Source organism: Aeromonas sp. DNRA1 (assembly GCF_963888745.1).
Classification (GTDB): domain Bacteria; phylum Pseudomonadota; class Gammaproteobacteria; order Enterobacterales; family Aeromonadaceae; genus Aeromonas; species Aeromonas hydrophila.
Window position 1 is genome coordinate 608,334 of record NZ_CAWPKQ010000003.1, and the last position, 14,689, is coordinate 623,022.

Consider the following 14,689-nt stretch of genomic DNA (forward strand, 5'->3'; position numbering starts at 1 on the left):
GAAGAACCATTGTTAGGTCGAAAATAATGGCAGCTCGTCCAGGTCAGGAGGAACTGGCATTCTTAACCGCGCTGGAATATCGGTTTCTTCCAGGTGCGCTGTTAATTGGTTAACAATCTTCTCAGGGGATAGCCCCTCGATGTTTGCTAACCAATTGACAAGGCGACCGGCCATTCTGGACATATTGAATACGGCGTTGTCCCTGGACGTTTTGAATTTATTCTTAAAGGTGGTCACACGCACCGGTGTTATTTCTTCCTGGCAAACCGCATCCAGCCATTTGGCAAATTGCGGATACATCCCTGCGAAATAAGGGTCAGGGTTTACCAGGACATCCAGCGGAATGACTCTGTCTTTATTGTGTAATTCGCCTTCGGCGCGTACCCAGTTTGGGAACTCGGCCGATTGCATCTGTTTGCCTTTCTCATATATCCGCGCGCACTTGCCATTAATACGGCTGCCCACGTAGAAGGAGCAACCCTTGCTCGGCACCATGCCAAAACGCTTGGCGATGCCCTTGGCCACCTCGGTGATCACGAACTCGCCCGATTCAATCTTCATCCAGGAAGGCGCACGGCCACGCTGCGGGTGAAACTCGCCGGCTTCGGCGCCGGCAATCGCGCTCTGGTAAGTGATGTGTTTGCCGCTGTAGTCATCCAGGGCGAGATCCACCCGCGTGATGCGCAGACCTGGCACGTGAGAGATAACAGAGTGCAAAGCCTGGAAATCGAGGGCCGCACAACCCACGCCGGAAAAACTCACCATGCAGCCATGGTTAGCCGCACCCCAACCAATCAGCCCGCAGGGCATCCCGTCACACAGCAGGTCAGCCGAGTTCGCGTAACCGTGCAGACCTGAGCGGCGAGGGCGCATGGTGAAACGCGGCTCAGGGATAGGGACACCGATGCGGGTATTGAGTTCTTCCAGCCACAGCTCGATCTCGTTGCAGCAGAGGGCATCTAGGAACTGGACGCCGTAGCTGTCGATAAGGTCGTTATAGGCTTCCCAATACTTGGCACCCTCGACCACCTCGAACTGGGAGAACTTGAGCAGGTCAGCGCAGACGGCTTTGAGCTCCTGGCGCATGTCGGCGCGAGACCGGTACCCAGAGTGCAGGGCACGTTCCATCATGTCGGTCATGGAAGGCGTCAGCACCGGGGCAGGGGACTTGGGCAGCCCCTTGAGGCTCAACCGCTCAGTGGCCTTGTCAAACGTCCGAGCAGGGGCAGGGGACGCGGCGGCCTGCTGTAGGCGCTCGGCCTTGTCATAGAGGCGCTCAGTCACCTTGTCAAAGCGGGTGAGGGGAGCGAACCCGACAGGGCGCTTCCACAGGTAACGCAAGCCCTCGACCGGCTGGGCGGCAAAGGCGGCTTGAATCGCCTTGTTCTGGGTCTCGAAGCGGGGGATAGCCTTCAAGAGGGCACCTTGCTTGGCGAGCTCAGTCATCTGGCGCAGCTCGGTCGGGGCCCAGGTAAAAGAAAGATAGTCGATCAGGGTCTTATGACTGGTCATATCTGCTTTTCCCACAAGGCAACCAACAAGCCATACAACGTGACCAGCAGGCAGAAAACCAGGAGCAGACCAAACCCGACAACCAGCGGCTGAACACTCACATCCAGGTTGTCGCCGATAACGCTATTTATCGGCATCACGGAGCTATGACCAGTCATCGAAAAACACTCCCTGGTCATAGAAGCCTTGCCATGTGTCCTCGGTCACCTCGACCAGCTCAAAGGCGGTGTCGGGGTACGTCATGGACAGGTAGATCCGCATCTCATGCAGGTCGCGGAACATCTCAACCTGACCGGCCACACAGGCGGAAACATCGCCGGTGGGCTCTGCCTGCCAGTAGACCTTGCGCTCGTTGAGCGCCGGCAGATCCTGGTTTTGTGGGCTACAGTAGGTCATGGCTCATGCAATCAAATGGTTGGTTGATTGCATTCAACCATGTGATCAGTTGAATTGAAACAAGCTGCTTTTCGCCAAAATCGGTATGATGGTTCCATTGTCGAACTACTCAGGAGACAGAAACATGGACTCGAAAACGCTCATTCAGGCCTACATGAGGGCCAAAAAGTACAGCCAGTTTCAGGAAGTAGCCGCAGACCTGGGATTTACAACGTCCTACATTTCAGCCGTGAACAAAGGCAAGTCGCAACTCACTGACGCGACTGCAAAAAAGCTGGCTGAGGAAATTGGCCTGGATGCCAAAGAAGTGCTGTTAAGTCTGGCAGCCGCCAGAGAGACAGATCCCGAGTTGAAACGAGCTTGGTACGACATCCTGGCGAAGTACACCAAAGGAGCAGGCACGGCTGTAGCCCTTGCGGCAGCGGTGTTTCTGGCCCCTGGCCACGGGCATGACCTAACCGCGCATAATGTATATTATGTTAAATCAACTATCTTGTTTCCTGTCACCAACTATTGAACTGTGTATAATGGCAACAATTGATCCTATCTCCGACCGGATGTCTTAAGTGGCTGAATTAACATCAGAACAATTAAAACCTGTTTTTTCGATTGAACAGTTTCCTGCCCTCAGCGAACTCGAACCCATTCCTTTTGCCGCCTTGCAACCCAGAGCCATTTCCGGCATCAAGCGTCTCGCCAGTTTTGATGGCGACTGCCCGGTCATGCTGCTCAACGGTTTTCCCGGGGTGGATTATGAAGGCGTTTGCCAAACGCTGATCGCCGCCTCCAACGGCAAGGATGGCGACCTGTTCGATCTCTGCTACACCGAGAATCTGAACAACCCGTTCAAGCCCATCTGGCTGCGCCTGCAACCCGGTACCGGCTTCGAGTTCTGTGAAATGGTCGGCGAATTGCTCAAGCTGATGAGCCATCATCTGGATGCCGAGCGCCTGGTCACCCGCATCATGCGCAAGCAGAACAATGATCCCAAGATCGATGACTTCCTCTCCGATCTGGCGGCGCATGTGGCTCAAGGGCTCGAATTCCAGCATCCGGTGCTCATCAACCTGCTGATCCACCATGAAGAGCAGGAGGCGCCGGTCATCTATGGGCGGGATTTGAACTGGGATACCCTGTTTGGCTCCATCAACTATCAGACCGAGCAAGGTTCGGTCTATGCCAACCAGCACCTGCTGGAACCAGGTCTGCTGCGTCAGGCCAACGGTGGCTATCTGATTTTACAGCTGGATGAGCTGCTGGATCAGCCCCATCTCTGGTTCAAGCTCAAGAACGCGATGCAAAAAGGTGAGCTGGACTGGAACGCCTATCAGGAAGGCAAGACCCTGACCCCCTTCTTCACCCCGGAAGCCACCCCCATCAAGCTCAAGCTGATCCTGGTCGGCGATCGGCTCGATGTGGCCGAGTTCCAGATGCTGGACCGTGACATGTCCGAGCGCATCTTCCTGCGCGCAGACCTGGTCTCCGAGGTGAACATCGAAGAGGATCTGCCTGATTATCTTCAATATCTGGCTTGGCTGCGCGAGCGCTGGGAGCTGCTGGACTTCACCCCGGCCGCCCTCGCCTCCCTTTGCCGCCACGCCAGCCGGCTGTGCGACCACCAGGAATGGCTCTCGCTCTCCGAAGTGCAACTCTCAGCCATCATGCGGATGGCCGACAGCCTGGCACGCGAGCTGGAAGCGGATGTCGTCACCGACGAGCACATTCGCGGTGCGCTGGAAGAGCAGGATTACCGCCTCAACTATCTGGTCGAGCAGTCCGACCAGGGCGTCATCGACGGCCAGATCCTGCTGCAGACCGACGGTGAGGAAGTGGGCCAGATCAACGGCCTCTCCGTCATTCAGGTCTCAGGGCATCCCTATGATTTTGGCGAGCCGGTGCGTCTCACCGCCACCGTGCATCTGGGTGATGGTGATGTGGCGGATATCGAGCGCAAAGCGGAGCTGGCCGGCCATATCCATGCCAAGGCGATGATGATCATCCACGGCTATCTCTCCAACAAGTTCGGTGCCGAGAACCCTTCCCCGCTGTCGGCCAACCTAGTGTTCGAACAGTCCTATCACGAAATCGATGGTGACAGCGCCTCGTTGACCGGTCTGTGTGCCCTGCTCTCTGCCCTCGCCCGTCAGCCCATCTACCAGCACTTTGCGGTGACCGGTGCGGTCGATCAGTTCGGCAATGTGCAGGCCGTCGGCGGCGTCAACGAGAAGATCGAAGGCTTCTTCCGGGTATGCAAGATCCACGGTCTCACCGGCAAACAAGGGATCCTGCTGCCCGGCACCAATGCCCAGCAGCTCAACCTGTCCGATGAGGTGATTGCAGCTGTCGAAGCCGGCCAGTTTCATATCCATCCGGTGGATCATGTGGAAGAGGCCATCGAGCTGCTGACCGGGTGTGTTGCCGGTGAGCCGGATATGCCGGATACCCTGTTCGGCCGGATCCAGCAGCGGCTGGATGAGCTCAACGGCACCGACGTCATCAAGGGTGGTGTGCTGCGCCGCCTGCTTGGTCGAGTGTTCGGACGGTGAGAAAAGAAGTGATCGGAGTTGTTTAGCGAACAACTGTACGCTAAATTGGCCCGGCTTTGACCCATTTGAAGGATAAACAGCGTGACCGTAGACAATACCACCATTGATGCCCGCCTTTCCCTGTGTGAACAAGGCAAAGACTCGTTTACCCGTGAAGAGCTGCTCGCCTGCAGCCGTGGCGAACTGTTTGGTGAGGGTAACAGTCAGCTGCCCGCCCCCAACATGTTGATGATGGATCGCATCGTCAAGATCAATGACAACGGTGGTGAGCATGGCAAGGGCGAAATCTTGGCAGAGCTCGATATCACGCCGGATCTCTGGTTCTTCGATTGCCACTTCCCGGGTGATCCGGTCATGCCTGGCTGTCTCGGTCTGGATGCCATGTGGCAGCTGGTTGGTTTCTTCCTGGGCTGGAAAGGCGGCCCCGGCAAGGGTCGTGCACTGGGGGTTGGCGAGGTGAAATTCACCGGCCAGATCCTGCCTACCGCCAAGAAAGTGACCTACAAGATCACCTTCAAGCGCGTCATCAACCGCAAGCTGGTGATGGGGATCGCCGATGGCGTGGTGGAAGTGGATGGTCGCCCGATCTACAGCGCAACCGATCTGAAAGTGGGTCTGTTCAAGGACACCACCGCATTCTAAGTGCTGACCTTCAGGTCAAACTGAACAACGTAAAGGGGCCATCATGGCCCCTTTCCTTTTGCAATGAGTGATGAAGTACCGGCTACTTCATGAAGAGGCCTGAGCCCCGCCCTTCCATGGCATCACGCCAACCACCAAGCCAATGCCCACGGGCATCCAGGCATTGATACGGACACGCTTCTTTCTGTTTGCCGACCACGCCAGCCTGATAACCACGAGCACGAGCTCTTTCCAGACGGTCCCGTTTTTGTCTCTTCATCATCTACGACCCTCTTCCGTGGAACAAAAAAAGCGACCAATTTTTCATCGGTCGCTTTCATCTTTACCCCAGGGGGTCGGCAGGGTCAAACAAAAAATTTCATGCTATCTGGTCATTGTGACACAAGACACTGAACCGCATTAATTTTTAGTGACACAACTTTTTAGCGCTGGAAACGGCGCAGCCAGGCGAATGGCAGGGCCAGCAGAGTCAACCAGAACAGGCTGCCACCACCGCTGCCGCCATCCTGACCGGTCTGGTTGTTGACCGGTGCGTTGGCGACCACATAACCGGCCGGATCGTTGTTCTTGTAGTCGGGCACGACCGGCGCCAACTTGACGCTGACCACGGTAGCATTGGTGCGGTTGTTCAGATCGCTCTCGCTGTTGTAGCGATAAGCCGTGGCCGCGACGGTACCGTTGCTGCTGATGCCGCTGGCATAAGCGATGTGGTAGTAGTAACCGTTCTGGGCACACTGCTTGGCACCCGCATCATCCAGACCGCAGATGAGATCGTTCAGATACCAGTTATTGCCGGTCGCCGCGTTGAGCAGGAAGCCTTCCTGCATGCGGTTGGTGCCGTTGACCACGGGCTGGGTCTGATGACGGGAGTCACGCCAGCCAACCACCATGTTGTGGTTGTTGATGGCGGCCGCTTCCGAGCCGGAGCCGCTGAGCGGCTTGTCCTGCAAGGAGACCACGGCGTTGGTGGTCGGCGTGTTCAGGTTGAACACGAACATCTCGACCGGGCGGTTCTGGCCCTTGTTGATGCGATAGAGCTGGTTGCCGATCACGTAACCGTTGTCGTTGACCCCCACGGCCCAGCTGTGTTGCAGCTTGGCGTCATCCTTGCCGGGCTCGCCTTCGGCCAGCGGGATGATCTGGGTAGTGCCTACCTTGCTGCCATCCAGATCCAGCGTCCAGTAAGCGGCCAGGTTGCGACCATCCAGGTAGTTGGTGCCGATCTCACCGGTGGAGGAGTACCCTACCCCGTACAGATTGCCGTTGAATTTACCCACCCCAAGCGCGGAGGCGGTCTGCACCACTTCGTTGCGGGCGCGGGCATACTCGTTGGCCTGCAGCAGCTTGTTGAAGGTGCCGGTACTGTTGACCAGCCAGAAGCTGGCCTGGGTGTTGAGGCCCGGGCAGTAGCGGTAGTCGCCGTACTGACCGTCGTTGCCGGCAAAGCACCAGTTGTAGGTTTCGGAGTTGACGGCAATGTTCTTGCCGGTGGCGGCGGTACCGGTCACCAGATACTGGCCGTTGTCCAGTTTCTTGATGCTGGTCGGCACGCTCAGGCTGTGAGTGCCGGCGCCGTCTTTCAGCTCGACAGGGTTGCCCTCCTCGACCACGGCGAAGGCAGTGCGCAGCTTGCCACTCATCTTGTAGCCCGCCCGGGTACCGGGTACGTCGCCCAGCGCGGTCACCAGACCGTCGGTCTCGCCCAGCTGCACGTAACCTACGTTGTTGCGCTGGTCGACCCCGTCGAGGAAGTCACGACGCCACTGATAGGCGAAGTTGCTGTTGTCGTTCCAGAAGGAGTTACAGACCGAGTTGGAGAGCATGCAGCCCTGCTCGAAACGGAAACGATCGACCAGGAAGTCGGCAAAACGCACGGTCGAGAAGTGCTCGGCCATGTTGTTCTTGGTATTGATCCCGATGAGCCCGTTGCCGTCGCCGCTGATCCCGCTGGCGTAACCCTTGTCGGACGCATCGACAATGGTGAAAAAGGGACTTTGTGCCGCCTGGGCATGCAGGCTGGCGCTGACCAGAATGGCCAGCATGGATAATTGCTTTTTCATCTACTTCCTTAGTCCTGATGTTTCAACGCTTCCAACTCCTCCCAACGGGAGAAGGCTTGTTCCAATGCAGCCTCTGCTGCATTCAGGGCATCCAGTTTGGCTTGAGTCTGGTCGCTCGGCAGGGAGAAGAAACCGGGGTGGTTGATCTCGGTCTGCAGGGCATCCAGCTCTGCCTCCAGCTGTTCCAGTCGAGCCGGTAGATTATCCAGCTCCAGCTGCAACTTGTAAGAGAGCTTTTTGGCTTTTGTGGCAGCAGGCGCCGGCGCCACGACAGGCTCTGGCGTTTTGCTCTGCGCCTGTTTGGCAACTTGCTGCGCAGACTGCTGTGCCTGTTGTTGAGCGCGGGTGGCCATCATGTCGGCGTAACCGCCCACATAATCGCTTATCTGCCCGTCCCCTTCAAACAACCAGCAACCGGTCACGGTATTGTCGATGAAACGACGATCGTGACTCACCAGCAACAGGGTGCCGGGGTAGTCCGCCAGCAGCTCTTCCAGCAATTCCAGCGTTTCGACATCCAGGTCGTTGGTTGGTTCATCGAGGATCAGTAAATTACTGGGCTTCAAGAACAATTTGGCCAACAGTAAACGGTTTTTTTCGCCCCCTGACAAGGCTTTCACCGGGGTGCGTGCCCGTTTCGGTTCAAACAGGAAGTCCTGCAGGTAACCGAGAATGTGGCGGGAGCGGCCGCGCACCATCACTTCCTGCTTGCCCTCCCCGACGTTGTCCACCACCGTCTTCTCGGGGTCGAGCTGCTCGCGGTACTGATCGAAGTAGGCCACTTCCAGATTGGTGCCCCCCTTGACCGTGCCACGACTTGGGCTCAACTGGCCGAGAAGCAGCTTGATCAGAGTCGACTTGCCGCAACCGTTGGGGCCGACCAGCGCAATCTTGTCGCCGCGCAGCACCTGCAGATCCAGCCCCTGGAACAGGGTGCGATCACCAAAGTCCAGCCCCAGGCCTTCACTTTCAAATACCAGCTTGCCAGAGCGGCTTGCCTCATCCAGCTGCAGCTTGGCCTTGCCCTGCAGTTCACGGCGCTGGGTCCGCTCCATCCGCATCGCCTTGAGGGCGCGCACTCGTCCCTCATTGCGGGTGCGACGGGCCTTGATGCCCTGGCGTACCCACACCTCTTCCTGGGCAAGCTTGCGATCGAATTCGGCGTTCTTGAGCTCCTCGACTCGCAACCACTCCTCTTTCCCCTGCAGGTACTCGTCGTAGTTGCCGGGCCAGGAGGTGATCACGCCGCGGTCCAGATCGATGATCCGGGTCGCCAGCTTGTGGATGAACTCCCGGTCGTGGGAGATGAAGACGATGGCGCCGCGAAAATCCTTGAGGAACTCTTCCAGCCAGTTGATGGCATCGATGTCCAGGTGGTTGGTCGGCTCGTCCAGCAGCAACAGATCCGGATCGCAGGCCAGCGCGCGGGCCAGTGCCACCTTGCGCAGCCAGCCACCGGAGAGGCTGTCGAGGGTCACGTCGGGATCCAGACCGAGCAGAGTCAGCACCTGATTGATGCGAGTCTCGAACTGCCAGCCATTCTGGTAGTCGAGCTGCTCCTGCAGCTGGCTCATCTTGCGGATGTTGGCATCGGAGGCATCGTGTGCCAGCTCCATGGAGATATGGTGATACTGCTTGAGCAGCTCCCCTACCCCGGCCAGCCCTTCGGCGGCGTAGTCAAACACGGTGAGTTCGCTCGACGCGGGGGGATCCTGCTCGAGACGGGTCACTTTCAAATCTTGTTGCAGCACCAGACGGCCGTCATCGAGCGGCAGTTCGCCAGCGATGACCTTCATCAGGGTGGACTTGCCCGCCCCGTTGCGCCCAACCAGGCAGAGGCGCTCGCCCCGCTCGATGGTGAGCTCGGCCTGATCGAGCAGCGGAAAATCACTGAACGACAACGACGCGCCGTGCAATGTCAAAAGAGCCATTCTTGTTCCTTATTGCTAATGAAAAAACGGGTGGCAGACTGGAGCTCCCCCCGTTTCATCGTCAAATCGCCCGCTCACCCCTGCCTGGCAAGCCACGCTTGCAGCTCAGCCAGGGTGAAGGGCCAACCCAGTTCACGCCCCGCCTCATCGCGCAATACCGGAATGCGCACCCGATAGGCGGCAAGCCACTGCGCATCATCCATGATGTCGCACTGGCGAGTATCGGCCGCAAGACCGGCCTGCTCCACCAGCGCCCACGCCTGTTCGCACAGGTGGCAGCCGTCGGTGTGAAACAGGGTCAGCATCAGGCCTGGGCCTCCGCATGGGTGATGATCCAGCAGTTGTGGATGTGCTGGTTGCGCTCGAAATCCTTGGGCCGGGTCTTGCTAGTAATGTTCTGTGCCTTGAGACCGATGGCCTCGAGACCGGCCAGATCCATCTTGAAGTGGCGCTTGTTGTTGGAGAACACCAGGGTGCCCCCCGCAGCCAGCAGCCGCTTCAGGTGCTGCATCAGCAGCAGGTGATCACGCTGCACGTCGAAGCTCTCGTCCATCCGCTTGGAGTTGGAGAAGGTGGGCGGATCGATGAAGATGAGATCGTACTGCTCGTCCGCTTCAGACAGCCACTTCAGGCAGTCGGCCTGCACGAACTTGTGCTCTCGGCCCACCAGCGAGTTGAGGCGCATGTTGTCCTGTGCCCAGTTGAGGTAGGTGCGCGACATATCCACCGTGGTGGTTTCGCTGGCGCCGCCGAGCCCAGCGTGCACGGTGGCACTGCCGGTGTAGGCAAAGAGGTTCAGGAAGCGCTTGCCCTTGGCCATCTGACCCAGCATGCGGCGGGTCTGACGGTGGTCGAGGAACAGGCCGGTATCCAGATAGTCGTAGAGGTTGACCCACAGACGGGCACCGTACTCCTGCACTTCCATCCGGTGCTGCTCTTCGGAGAGTTTCTGGTACTGCTGTTTGCCTTCCTGACGCTCGCGCACTTTCAGGATCACCTTCTCACCGTCCATGCCGGTCACCTTGATGGCGGCCTGCACCATGTCGAGCAGACGCTGACGAGTCTTCTGGGCGGGGATGTCCTTGGGCGCCGCGTACTCCTGCACCACCAGATAGTCCTGATAACGGTCGATGGCGGCGTTGTATTCCGGCAGATCGGCATCGTAGAGGCGATAGCAGTCGAGGTTCTCTTTCTGTGCCCACTTCTCCAGGGTCTTCAGATTCTTGCGCAGACGGTTGGCAAAGTCCTGCGCCACCTCTTTCTGGGAAGCGACGGAGTCCTGTGCAATCTGGTAGTTGCGCAGCTGACACTCGAGGGCGCCGTTGAACAGGCGGTATTGTTTGTCGGCGCGCAGACGCAGGCAGCTCAAGAGTTCGGGGGATGCGGAAAGAATGGAGACTTTCCAGCCCTGGAAGCTGCGACGCAGGGCATCACCGAGGGCCTGATGCACTTCCAGCAGTGCCGGGAACTCGCCAAGACGCTCGCCATAGGGCGGGTTGGAGATCAGCATGCCGACCTGACGAGCCTCCCCTTCCACTGCCAGCATCGGCAGCGGGTTTTCCAGCGCAGTGACATCGGCCTGTTTGAAGGTGATGAGATGGGCCACGCCGGCGGCTTTGGCGTTGTCGCGGGCTTTGAGCAGTACACGGCTGTCGGCATCGCAACCAAACAGCTTCACTTCACAGCGCTGCATGCCGCGCTTGGCCCGTACCTGAGCCTCCATCAGCAGGCTCTGCCACAGCTCGCTATCGTGCTGCAGCCAGCGATCAAATCCGAAGCGCTCGCGGCGCAGGGCCGGTGCCATGTCGGCGGCGATAAAGGCGGCTTCCACCAGCAGCGTACCGGAGCCACACATGGGGTCCATCATGGGCTCGCCGGCCCAGCCGCTACGGGCAATCATGGCGGCGGCCAGGTTCTCTTTGAGCGGCGCCTCGCCGGTGCCCTGACGGTAGAAACGCTGGTGCAGCGCCGGGCCTGACAAGTCCAGCGTGATATTGGCCTTGCCCTTGCCCAGGTGCGCCATGATGCGAATATCCGGCGACTTCTTGTCCACGTCAGGGCGCACGTGACCACGCTTGGTGAAGCGATCGACGATGGCATCCTTGATCTTCAGGGCACCGTACTGGGTATTGCGAATGGCCGGATTGGTACCGGTAAAGTCGACGGCAATGGTGGAGGTACCGGAGAAGTGTTCTTCCCAGGGAATGGTGTGAGCACCCAGATAGAGATCCAGGTCGTCATTCATCTGGAATTCGGACAACACCAGTACGATGCGGGAGGCGAAACGGCTCCACAGACAGGCCTTGTAGCCAATGGCCAGTTCGCCTTTGAAATGCACGCCAGCCACGGTCTCACGGACCTGCTCTGCGCCCAGGTTGGTCAGCTCGACGGCCAACAGGTTTTCCAGCCCTTTTGGGCAGGTTGCAAAAAATTCTTTCATCACGCTCACGGGGAACCCATAAAAATAGTGCCGCATTATACCTTAAGCCGCGATCCGGAGCAGCAAAAGCTTGCCAGTGACGACATAAACCGAAGGTATCTGACATGCGCCGCCTCCGACCTTTTGGCCGTTCTGGCGAGGCATGCACGCAGGAAGGATCAGACGAAAAAAACGTACGGGCGGCTCAGCGCAGTTCAAACAATAACCTGATTTGCTCGGGCATCTCTTATTGGCACGGCATTACCTCGCTGAGGCTGCAACCATATATGACATGGCCATGGTCAAGAATAGGTGAGTTGTCCCGCTGCCATATCTGACAGGCGTCAAACAAGACTCAACTCGTTATTATTTCCCACGACAGAGCAAGTCCTTTCTGTAAACCCCGTGTTTGGCCCTCCCGTTATCGTCCGTAAACGGGAGGGCTATTTTTTGCCTCGCCTCCCTGTTCATATCGCTATTGTCCGACTGTCACATCTATCAGGTTTCAAGAGAAACTACAGGATTTAGAATAACCCCGTGTTGTTGATACAACCGCTTATTCCTCCTGTAGTGTGTGTTTGCCGCCCTCTTATCAAATTGATCGGAGGGCATTTTTATCTAATGCCTATGAAACGCCCAAAAGCTGCGTTATACCTTCTTCTATGATCATCCATTAACAGTGGTTCAATGTGGCGCTTGTCCAATGTAAAAGACCCGCTTGATGCGGGTCTTCAATTAGCATGGCAACATTAAATTGCCCAGCGCAAACCAAATGATGTCACAGCCACATGTTTGCGACCAGGAACATTGTTCATCTTGGGTGCATACCCAATTTCCAAGGCTACATTTTTATAGCCCAGACTGACAATGGGCAGCATGGCGAAGCCATTGACCCCTGAGCCATCGAGATAGCCAGCCTGCAACCCCAAGCCAGCAAAAACGCTCTCGGTAAGATACCACTCCTTGCGATACATAAAGCCGGCATAGGCGGCAAATTTCTCATAGGAGTCTTCATAACCAGCGCCACGCAGTGAAAGTTTGCCGGTCTCCTGATTCCCCCAAAATGCCCAGTCTACCCCCAGCCCCGGATTGATATTGTTAAAATCACAGGTCTTGCCATGTGGGCCTTTGGCCTTTTCACATCCACTGTGTATGGATGCTCCGTAGACGAGAACCGATATATCCTCTGTTGCTGATGTGGTCAGAGGTAGAAGAAACAGACTACTGGTCAGTAGATACTTGTTTATTTTCATGAGTCATTTCCTTGATCATGCTACTTACACGTATCAACCAGATACACGCACATTATTACACTCGCATTTTGAGATTACGGAGTTTACAGGAAAGCCTCAAGTGGCACAGTTCACGTTTTCAAGGATAGCGTCCGGTAGCAATGAAAAATAATCGCCCACCGTGAGGAGGAAATTCAGATTGGATTCAGAATAGCATGTTAAAAGGTGACGTCTGGCTAATTTTAGCCCAGTTGTCATGTGGTCATAGAACTGTCACAGTTGAAAAAGATCAACTCACCTGGCGATATTGCGCCTGTGCCACCGGCCTTGGACTCATGCGATTGTTCATCACCTTGATGACGCCAAAACGGGGTAGTGTCTTGCTGGTGGTCAATATGAGATCGTCAGTCAGGTTCAAACAGACGCTGGCCTGTTCCCCGGCTTCGATCACCAGAAACTCCCCTTTGCCATGCGGAGTGCCCATGCACACCAGCGCACCGGTTTCGGGAATAATGGCGGGGTGGGTTTCCCCAAAGAACCAGCTTTGTGGCATCAGGGGTTTGTAAAAGCGGCTGACAGCGATGGCATTGAGTACCAGCTGAACCTGATGCGGTACACTCCACTCCAGTTCGGCAACCCTGTCCATCAACTGATAATAAAGCGCTGCGTCATCCACGCAAAAAGGCTGGGTGGTGAAGGAACAGGGGACAAGCTGCCGCCCTTTATATTCGGTGGCGAAGATCATGCTATCGGATAAATCCAGCATCAGACGATCATCATGAGCATCATAATGCCACTGCCAATTGTCATTGGGTTGGATACACATGCAGGTGCCCTTACTGAAAGTCGTTACTCGACTTTATTCCATGTCGAGAATTTCAGCAACTTTAAATAAAGGGCACCGATTTATTTCTTATATATGGGTCACAATCTCTTTGACCAGATCCGGGCCCTTATAAATAAAGCCGCTGTAAATCTGGACCAGACTGGCACCCGCTGCCAGCTTCTCGCGGGCCGCCATGGCACTGTCGATGCCACCTACGCCAATAATGGGCAGCGCACCATCCAGTGCCTTGGCCAGCTGGCGGATCACTTCGGTGCTCTTGTGCTGCAGCGGACGACCGCTGAGCCCACCCGCTTCAGCGGCATGGGGCATGTCATAAATCATGTCGCGCTCAAGGGTGGTATTGGTGGCAATCACCCCATCAATGCCATTTTTTATCAAGGATGCGGCCACCTGATTAATTTCATCCAGAGTCAAATCCGGCGCAATTTTAACGGCCAGTGGCACGTACTTCTTATATTGCGCGGCCAGCTCTTGCTGACGGACCTTGAGGGCAGCCAACAGTTCATCCAGCGCATCGCCATATTGCAGTGAACGCAACCCCGGCGTATTGGGGGAAGAGATATTGACGGCAATATAACCGGCATGGTCATACACCTTGTCCATGCAGATCAGGTAATCATCCTTGCCCTGCTCGATGGGGGTGTCCTTGTTCTTGCCGATATTGATGCCGATCACCCCCTGATATTTGGCCTTCTTGACCTGGGCAACCAGATGGTCGACCCCTTTGTTGTTGAAGCCCATCCGGTTGATGATCCCCTCTGCCGGAATCACCCGGAACAGACGCGGCTTGTCATTGCCGCTCTGGGGTCTGGGGGTGACGGTACCGACCTCGATAAAGCCGAATCCCATGGCCCCGAAGGCATCGATACACTCGCCATCCTTGTCCAGACCGGCCGCCAGACCCACCGGATTGGCAAAAGAAAGCCCCATGACAGTGACGGGGCGTTTGGGCAAGGAGTGGCGGAAGAAACAATCAAGCGGCGTACCGAGAAGGCGGGGCAGATATTTGATGGAGAGATCGTGCGCCTGTTCCGGGTTGAGCTTGAACAGGAAATGCCTGGCGAGAGGGTACAGCATGTTTGCTCCTTAAAAAAAGCCCCGGCA

14 protein-coding genes are annotated in these 14,689 nt (G+C 56.8%); 3 read left to right on the top strand and 11 right to left on the bottom strand.

All coding sequences use genetic code 11. The features are described 5' to 3' along the window. Positions 1 to 12 precede the first annotated feature (12 nt). From AACQ43_RS12695 to AACQ43_RS12705, 3 genes are read right to left on the bottom strand one after another with little or no spacing between them, the layout of a single operon-like run. Positions 13 to 1,512, bottom strand: a complete 1,500-nt coding sequence (locus tag AACQ43_RS12695) for a replication initiation factor domain-containing protein (protein ID WP_168967507.1) — start codon at positions 1,510 to 1,512, stop codon at positions 13 to 15. Then, a complete protein-coding gene (locus AACQ43_RS12700; RefSeq protein ID WP_158513277.1) occupies positions 1,509 to 1,670 on the bottom strand; it encodes a hypothetical protein in 162 nt (53 codons plus the stop codon). The genes AACQ43_RS12695 and AACQ43_RS12700 overlap by 4 nt, the downstream gene beginning before the upstream one ends. Beyond that, positions 1,657 to 1,908 carry a hypothetical protein gene (locus tag AACQ43_RS12705; RefSeq protein ID WP_017408446.1) on the bottom strand — a complete coding sequence of 84 codons (252 nt, stop codon included), beginning with the start codon at positions 1,906 to 1,908 and terminating at the stop codon, positions 1,657 to 1,659. Before AACQ43_RS12705 ends, AACQ43_RS12700 begins: the two co-directional genes overlap by 14 nt. Before the next feature lie 124 nt (positions 1,909 to 2,032). Here AACQ43_RS12705 and AACQ43_RS12710 point away from each other — a divergent pair, with 124 nt between their 5' ends. The 3 genes from AACQ43_RS12710 to fabA all read left to right on the top strand — a co-directional run bounded on the left by AACQ43_RS12710 (position 2,033) and on the right by fabA (position 5,096). Next, the gene (locus tag AACQ43_RS12710; protein WP_168967508.1) at positions 2,033 to 2,425 is read left to right on the top strand and encodes a helix-turn-helix domain-containing protein; all 393 of its coding nucleotides are present in this window, start codon (positions 2,033 to 2,035) and stop codon (positions 2,423 to 2,425) included. A 49-nt stretch (positions 2,426 to 2,474) separates the two neighbouring features. Next, a complete protein-coding gene (locus tag AACQ43_RS12715; protein ID WP_168967509.1) occupies positions 2,475 to 4,454 on the top strand; it encodes a Lon protease family protein in 1,980 nt (659 codons plus the stop codon). Positions 4,455 to 4,535: 81 nt separating this feature from the next. Then, positions 4,536 to 5,096 (top strand): 3-hydroxyacyl-[acyl-carrier-protein] dehydratase FabA, encoded by a 561-nt coding sequence (fabA, locus tag AACQ43_RS12720; RefSeq protein WP_016350690.1) that lies wholly within the window; start codon positions 4,536 to 4,538, stop codon positions 5,094 to 5,096. Positions 5,097 to 5,178: 82 nt separating this feature from the next. Here the strand turns inward: fabA and rmf are convergent, their stop codons facing one another. The 8 genes from rmf to pyrD all read right to left on the bottom strand — a co-directional run bounded on the left by rmf (position 5,179) and on the right by pyrD (position 14,662). Then, on the bottom strand, positions 5,179 to 5,358 hold the full coding sequence (gene rmf, locus AACQ43_RS12725; protein WP_005315693.1) for a ribosome modulation factor: 180 nt from the start codon (positions 5,356 to 5,358) through the stop codon (positions 5,179 to 5,181). Between the two features lie 160 nt (positions 5,359 to 5,518). Continuing rightward, a complete protein-coding gene (locus AACQ43_RS12730) occupies positions 5,519 to 7,156 on the bottom strand; it encodes a DUF3466 family protein (protein WP_168967510.1) in 1,638 nt (545 codons plus the stop codon). A gap of 8 nt (positions 7,157 to 7,164) precedes the next feature. Beyond that, positions 7,165 to 9,087 (bottom strand): ATP-binding cassette ATPase Uup, encoded by a 1,923-nt coding sequence (gene uup, locus AACQ43_RS12735; protein ID WP_045526530.1) that lies wholly within the window; start codon positions 9,085 to 9,087, stop codon positions 7,165 to 7,167. A gap of 74 nt (positions 9,088 to 9,161) precedes the next feature. Further along, complete coding sequence (locus AACQ43_RS12740; RefSeq protein WP_168967511.1) at positions 9,162 to 9,392, bottom strand: glutaredoxin family protein; 231 nt, start codon at positions 9,390 to 9,392, stop codon at positions 9,162 to 9,164. Next, positions 9,392 to 11,563 carry a bifunctional 23S rRNA (guanine(2069)-N(7))-methyltransferase RlmK/23S rRNA (guanine(2445)-N(2))-methyltransferase RlmL gene (gene rlmKL, locus AACQ43_RS12745; RefSeq protein ID WP_168967512.1) on the bottom strand — a complete coding sequence of 724 codons (2,172 nt, stop codon included), beginning with the start codon at positions 11,561 to 11,563 and terminating at the stop codon, positions 9,392 to 9,394. The genes AACQ43_RS12740 and rlmKL overlap by 1 nt, the downstream gene beginning before the upstream one ends. Positions 11,564 to 12,255: 692 nt before the next feature. Continuing rightward, positions 12,256 to 12,759 (bottom strand): hypothetical protein, encoded by a 504-nt coding sequence (locus tag AACQ43_RS12750; protein ID WP_168967513.1) that lies wholly within the window; start codon positions 12,757 to 12,759, stop codon positions 12,256 to 12,258. Positions 12,760 to 13,027: 268 nt separating this feature from the next. Continuing rightward, complete coding sequence (locus AACQ43_RS12755) at positions 13,028 to 13,564, bottom strand: cell division protein ZapC (protein WP_076360778.1); 537 nt, start codon at positions 13,562 to 13,564, stop codon at positions 13,028 to 13,030. A gap of 87 nt (positions 13,565 to 13,651) precedes the next feature. Continuing rightward, entirely contained in the window at positions 13,652 to 14,662 is a 1,011-nt protein-coding gene (pyrD, locus tag AACQ43_RS12760) for a quinone-dependent dihydroorotate dehydrogenase (RefSeq protein WP_017410052.1), read from the bottom strand. Between the last annotated feature and the right edge of the window lie 27 nt (positions 14,663 to 14,689).

Coding starts and splice junctions, on each gene's coding strand:
- AACQ43_RS12695 (WP_168967507.1), bottom strand. CDS start 1,512: ATGACCAGTCATAAGACCCTGATCGACTATCTTTCTTTTACCTGGGCC.
- AACQ43_RS12700 (WP_158513277.1), bottom strand. CDS start 1,670: ATGACTGGTCATAGCTCCGTGATGCCGATAAATAGCGTTATCGGCGAC.
- AACQ43_RS12705 (WP_017408446.1), bottom strand. CDS start 1,908: ATGACCTACTGTAGCCCACAAAACCAGGATCTGCCGGCGCTCAACGAG.
- AACQ43_RS12710 (WP_168967508.1), top strand. CDS start 2,033: ATGGACTCGAAAACGCTCATTCAGGCCTACATGAGGGCCAAAAAGTAC.
- rmf (WP_005315693.1), bottom strand. CDS start 5,358: ATGATGAAGAGACAAAAACGGGACCGTCTGGAAAGAGCTCGTGCTCGT.
- AACQ43_RS12730 (WP_168967510.1), bottom strand. CDS start 7,156: ATGAAAAAGCAATTATCCATGCTGGCCATTCTGGTCAGCGCCAGCCTG.
- uup (WP_045526530.1), bottom strand. CDS start 9,087: ATGGCTCTTTTGACATTGCACGGCGCGTCGTTGTCGTTCAGTGATTTT.
- AACQ43_RS12740 (WP_168967511.1), bottom strand. CDS start 9,392: ATGCTGACCCTGTTTCACACCGACGGCTGCCACCTGTGCGAACAGGCG.
- rlmKL (WP_168967512.1), bottom strand. CDS start 11,563: ATGCGGCACTATTTTTATGGGTTCCCCGTGAGCGTGATGAAAGAATTT.
- AACQ43_RS12750 (WP_168967513.1), bottom strand. CDS start 12,759: ATGAAAATAAACAAGTATCTACTGACCAGTAGTCTGTTTCTTCTACCT.
- AACQ43_RS12755 (WP_076360778.1), bottom strand. CDS start 13,564: ATGTGTATCCAACCCAATGACAATTGGCAGTGGCATTATGATGCTCAT.
- pyrD (WP_017410052.1), bottom strand. CDS start 14,662: ATGCTGTACCCTCTCGCCAGGCATTTCCTGTTCAAGCTCAACCCGGAA.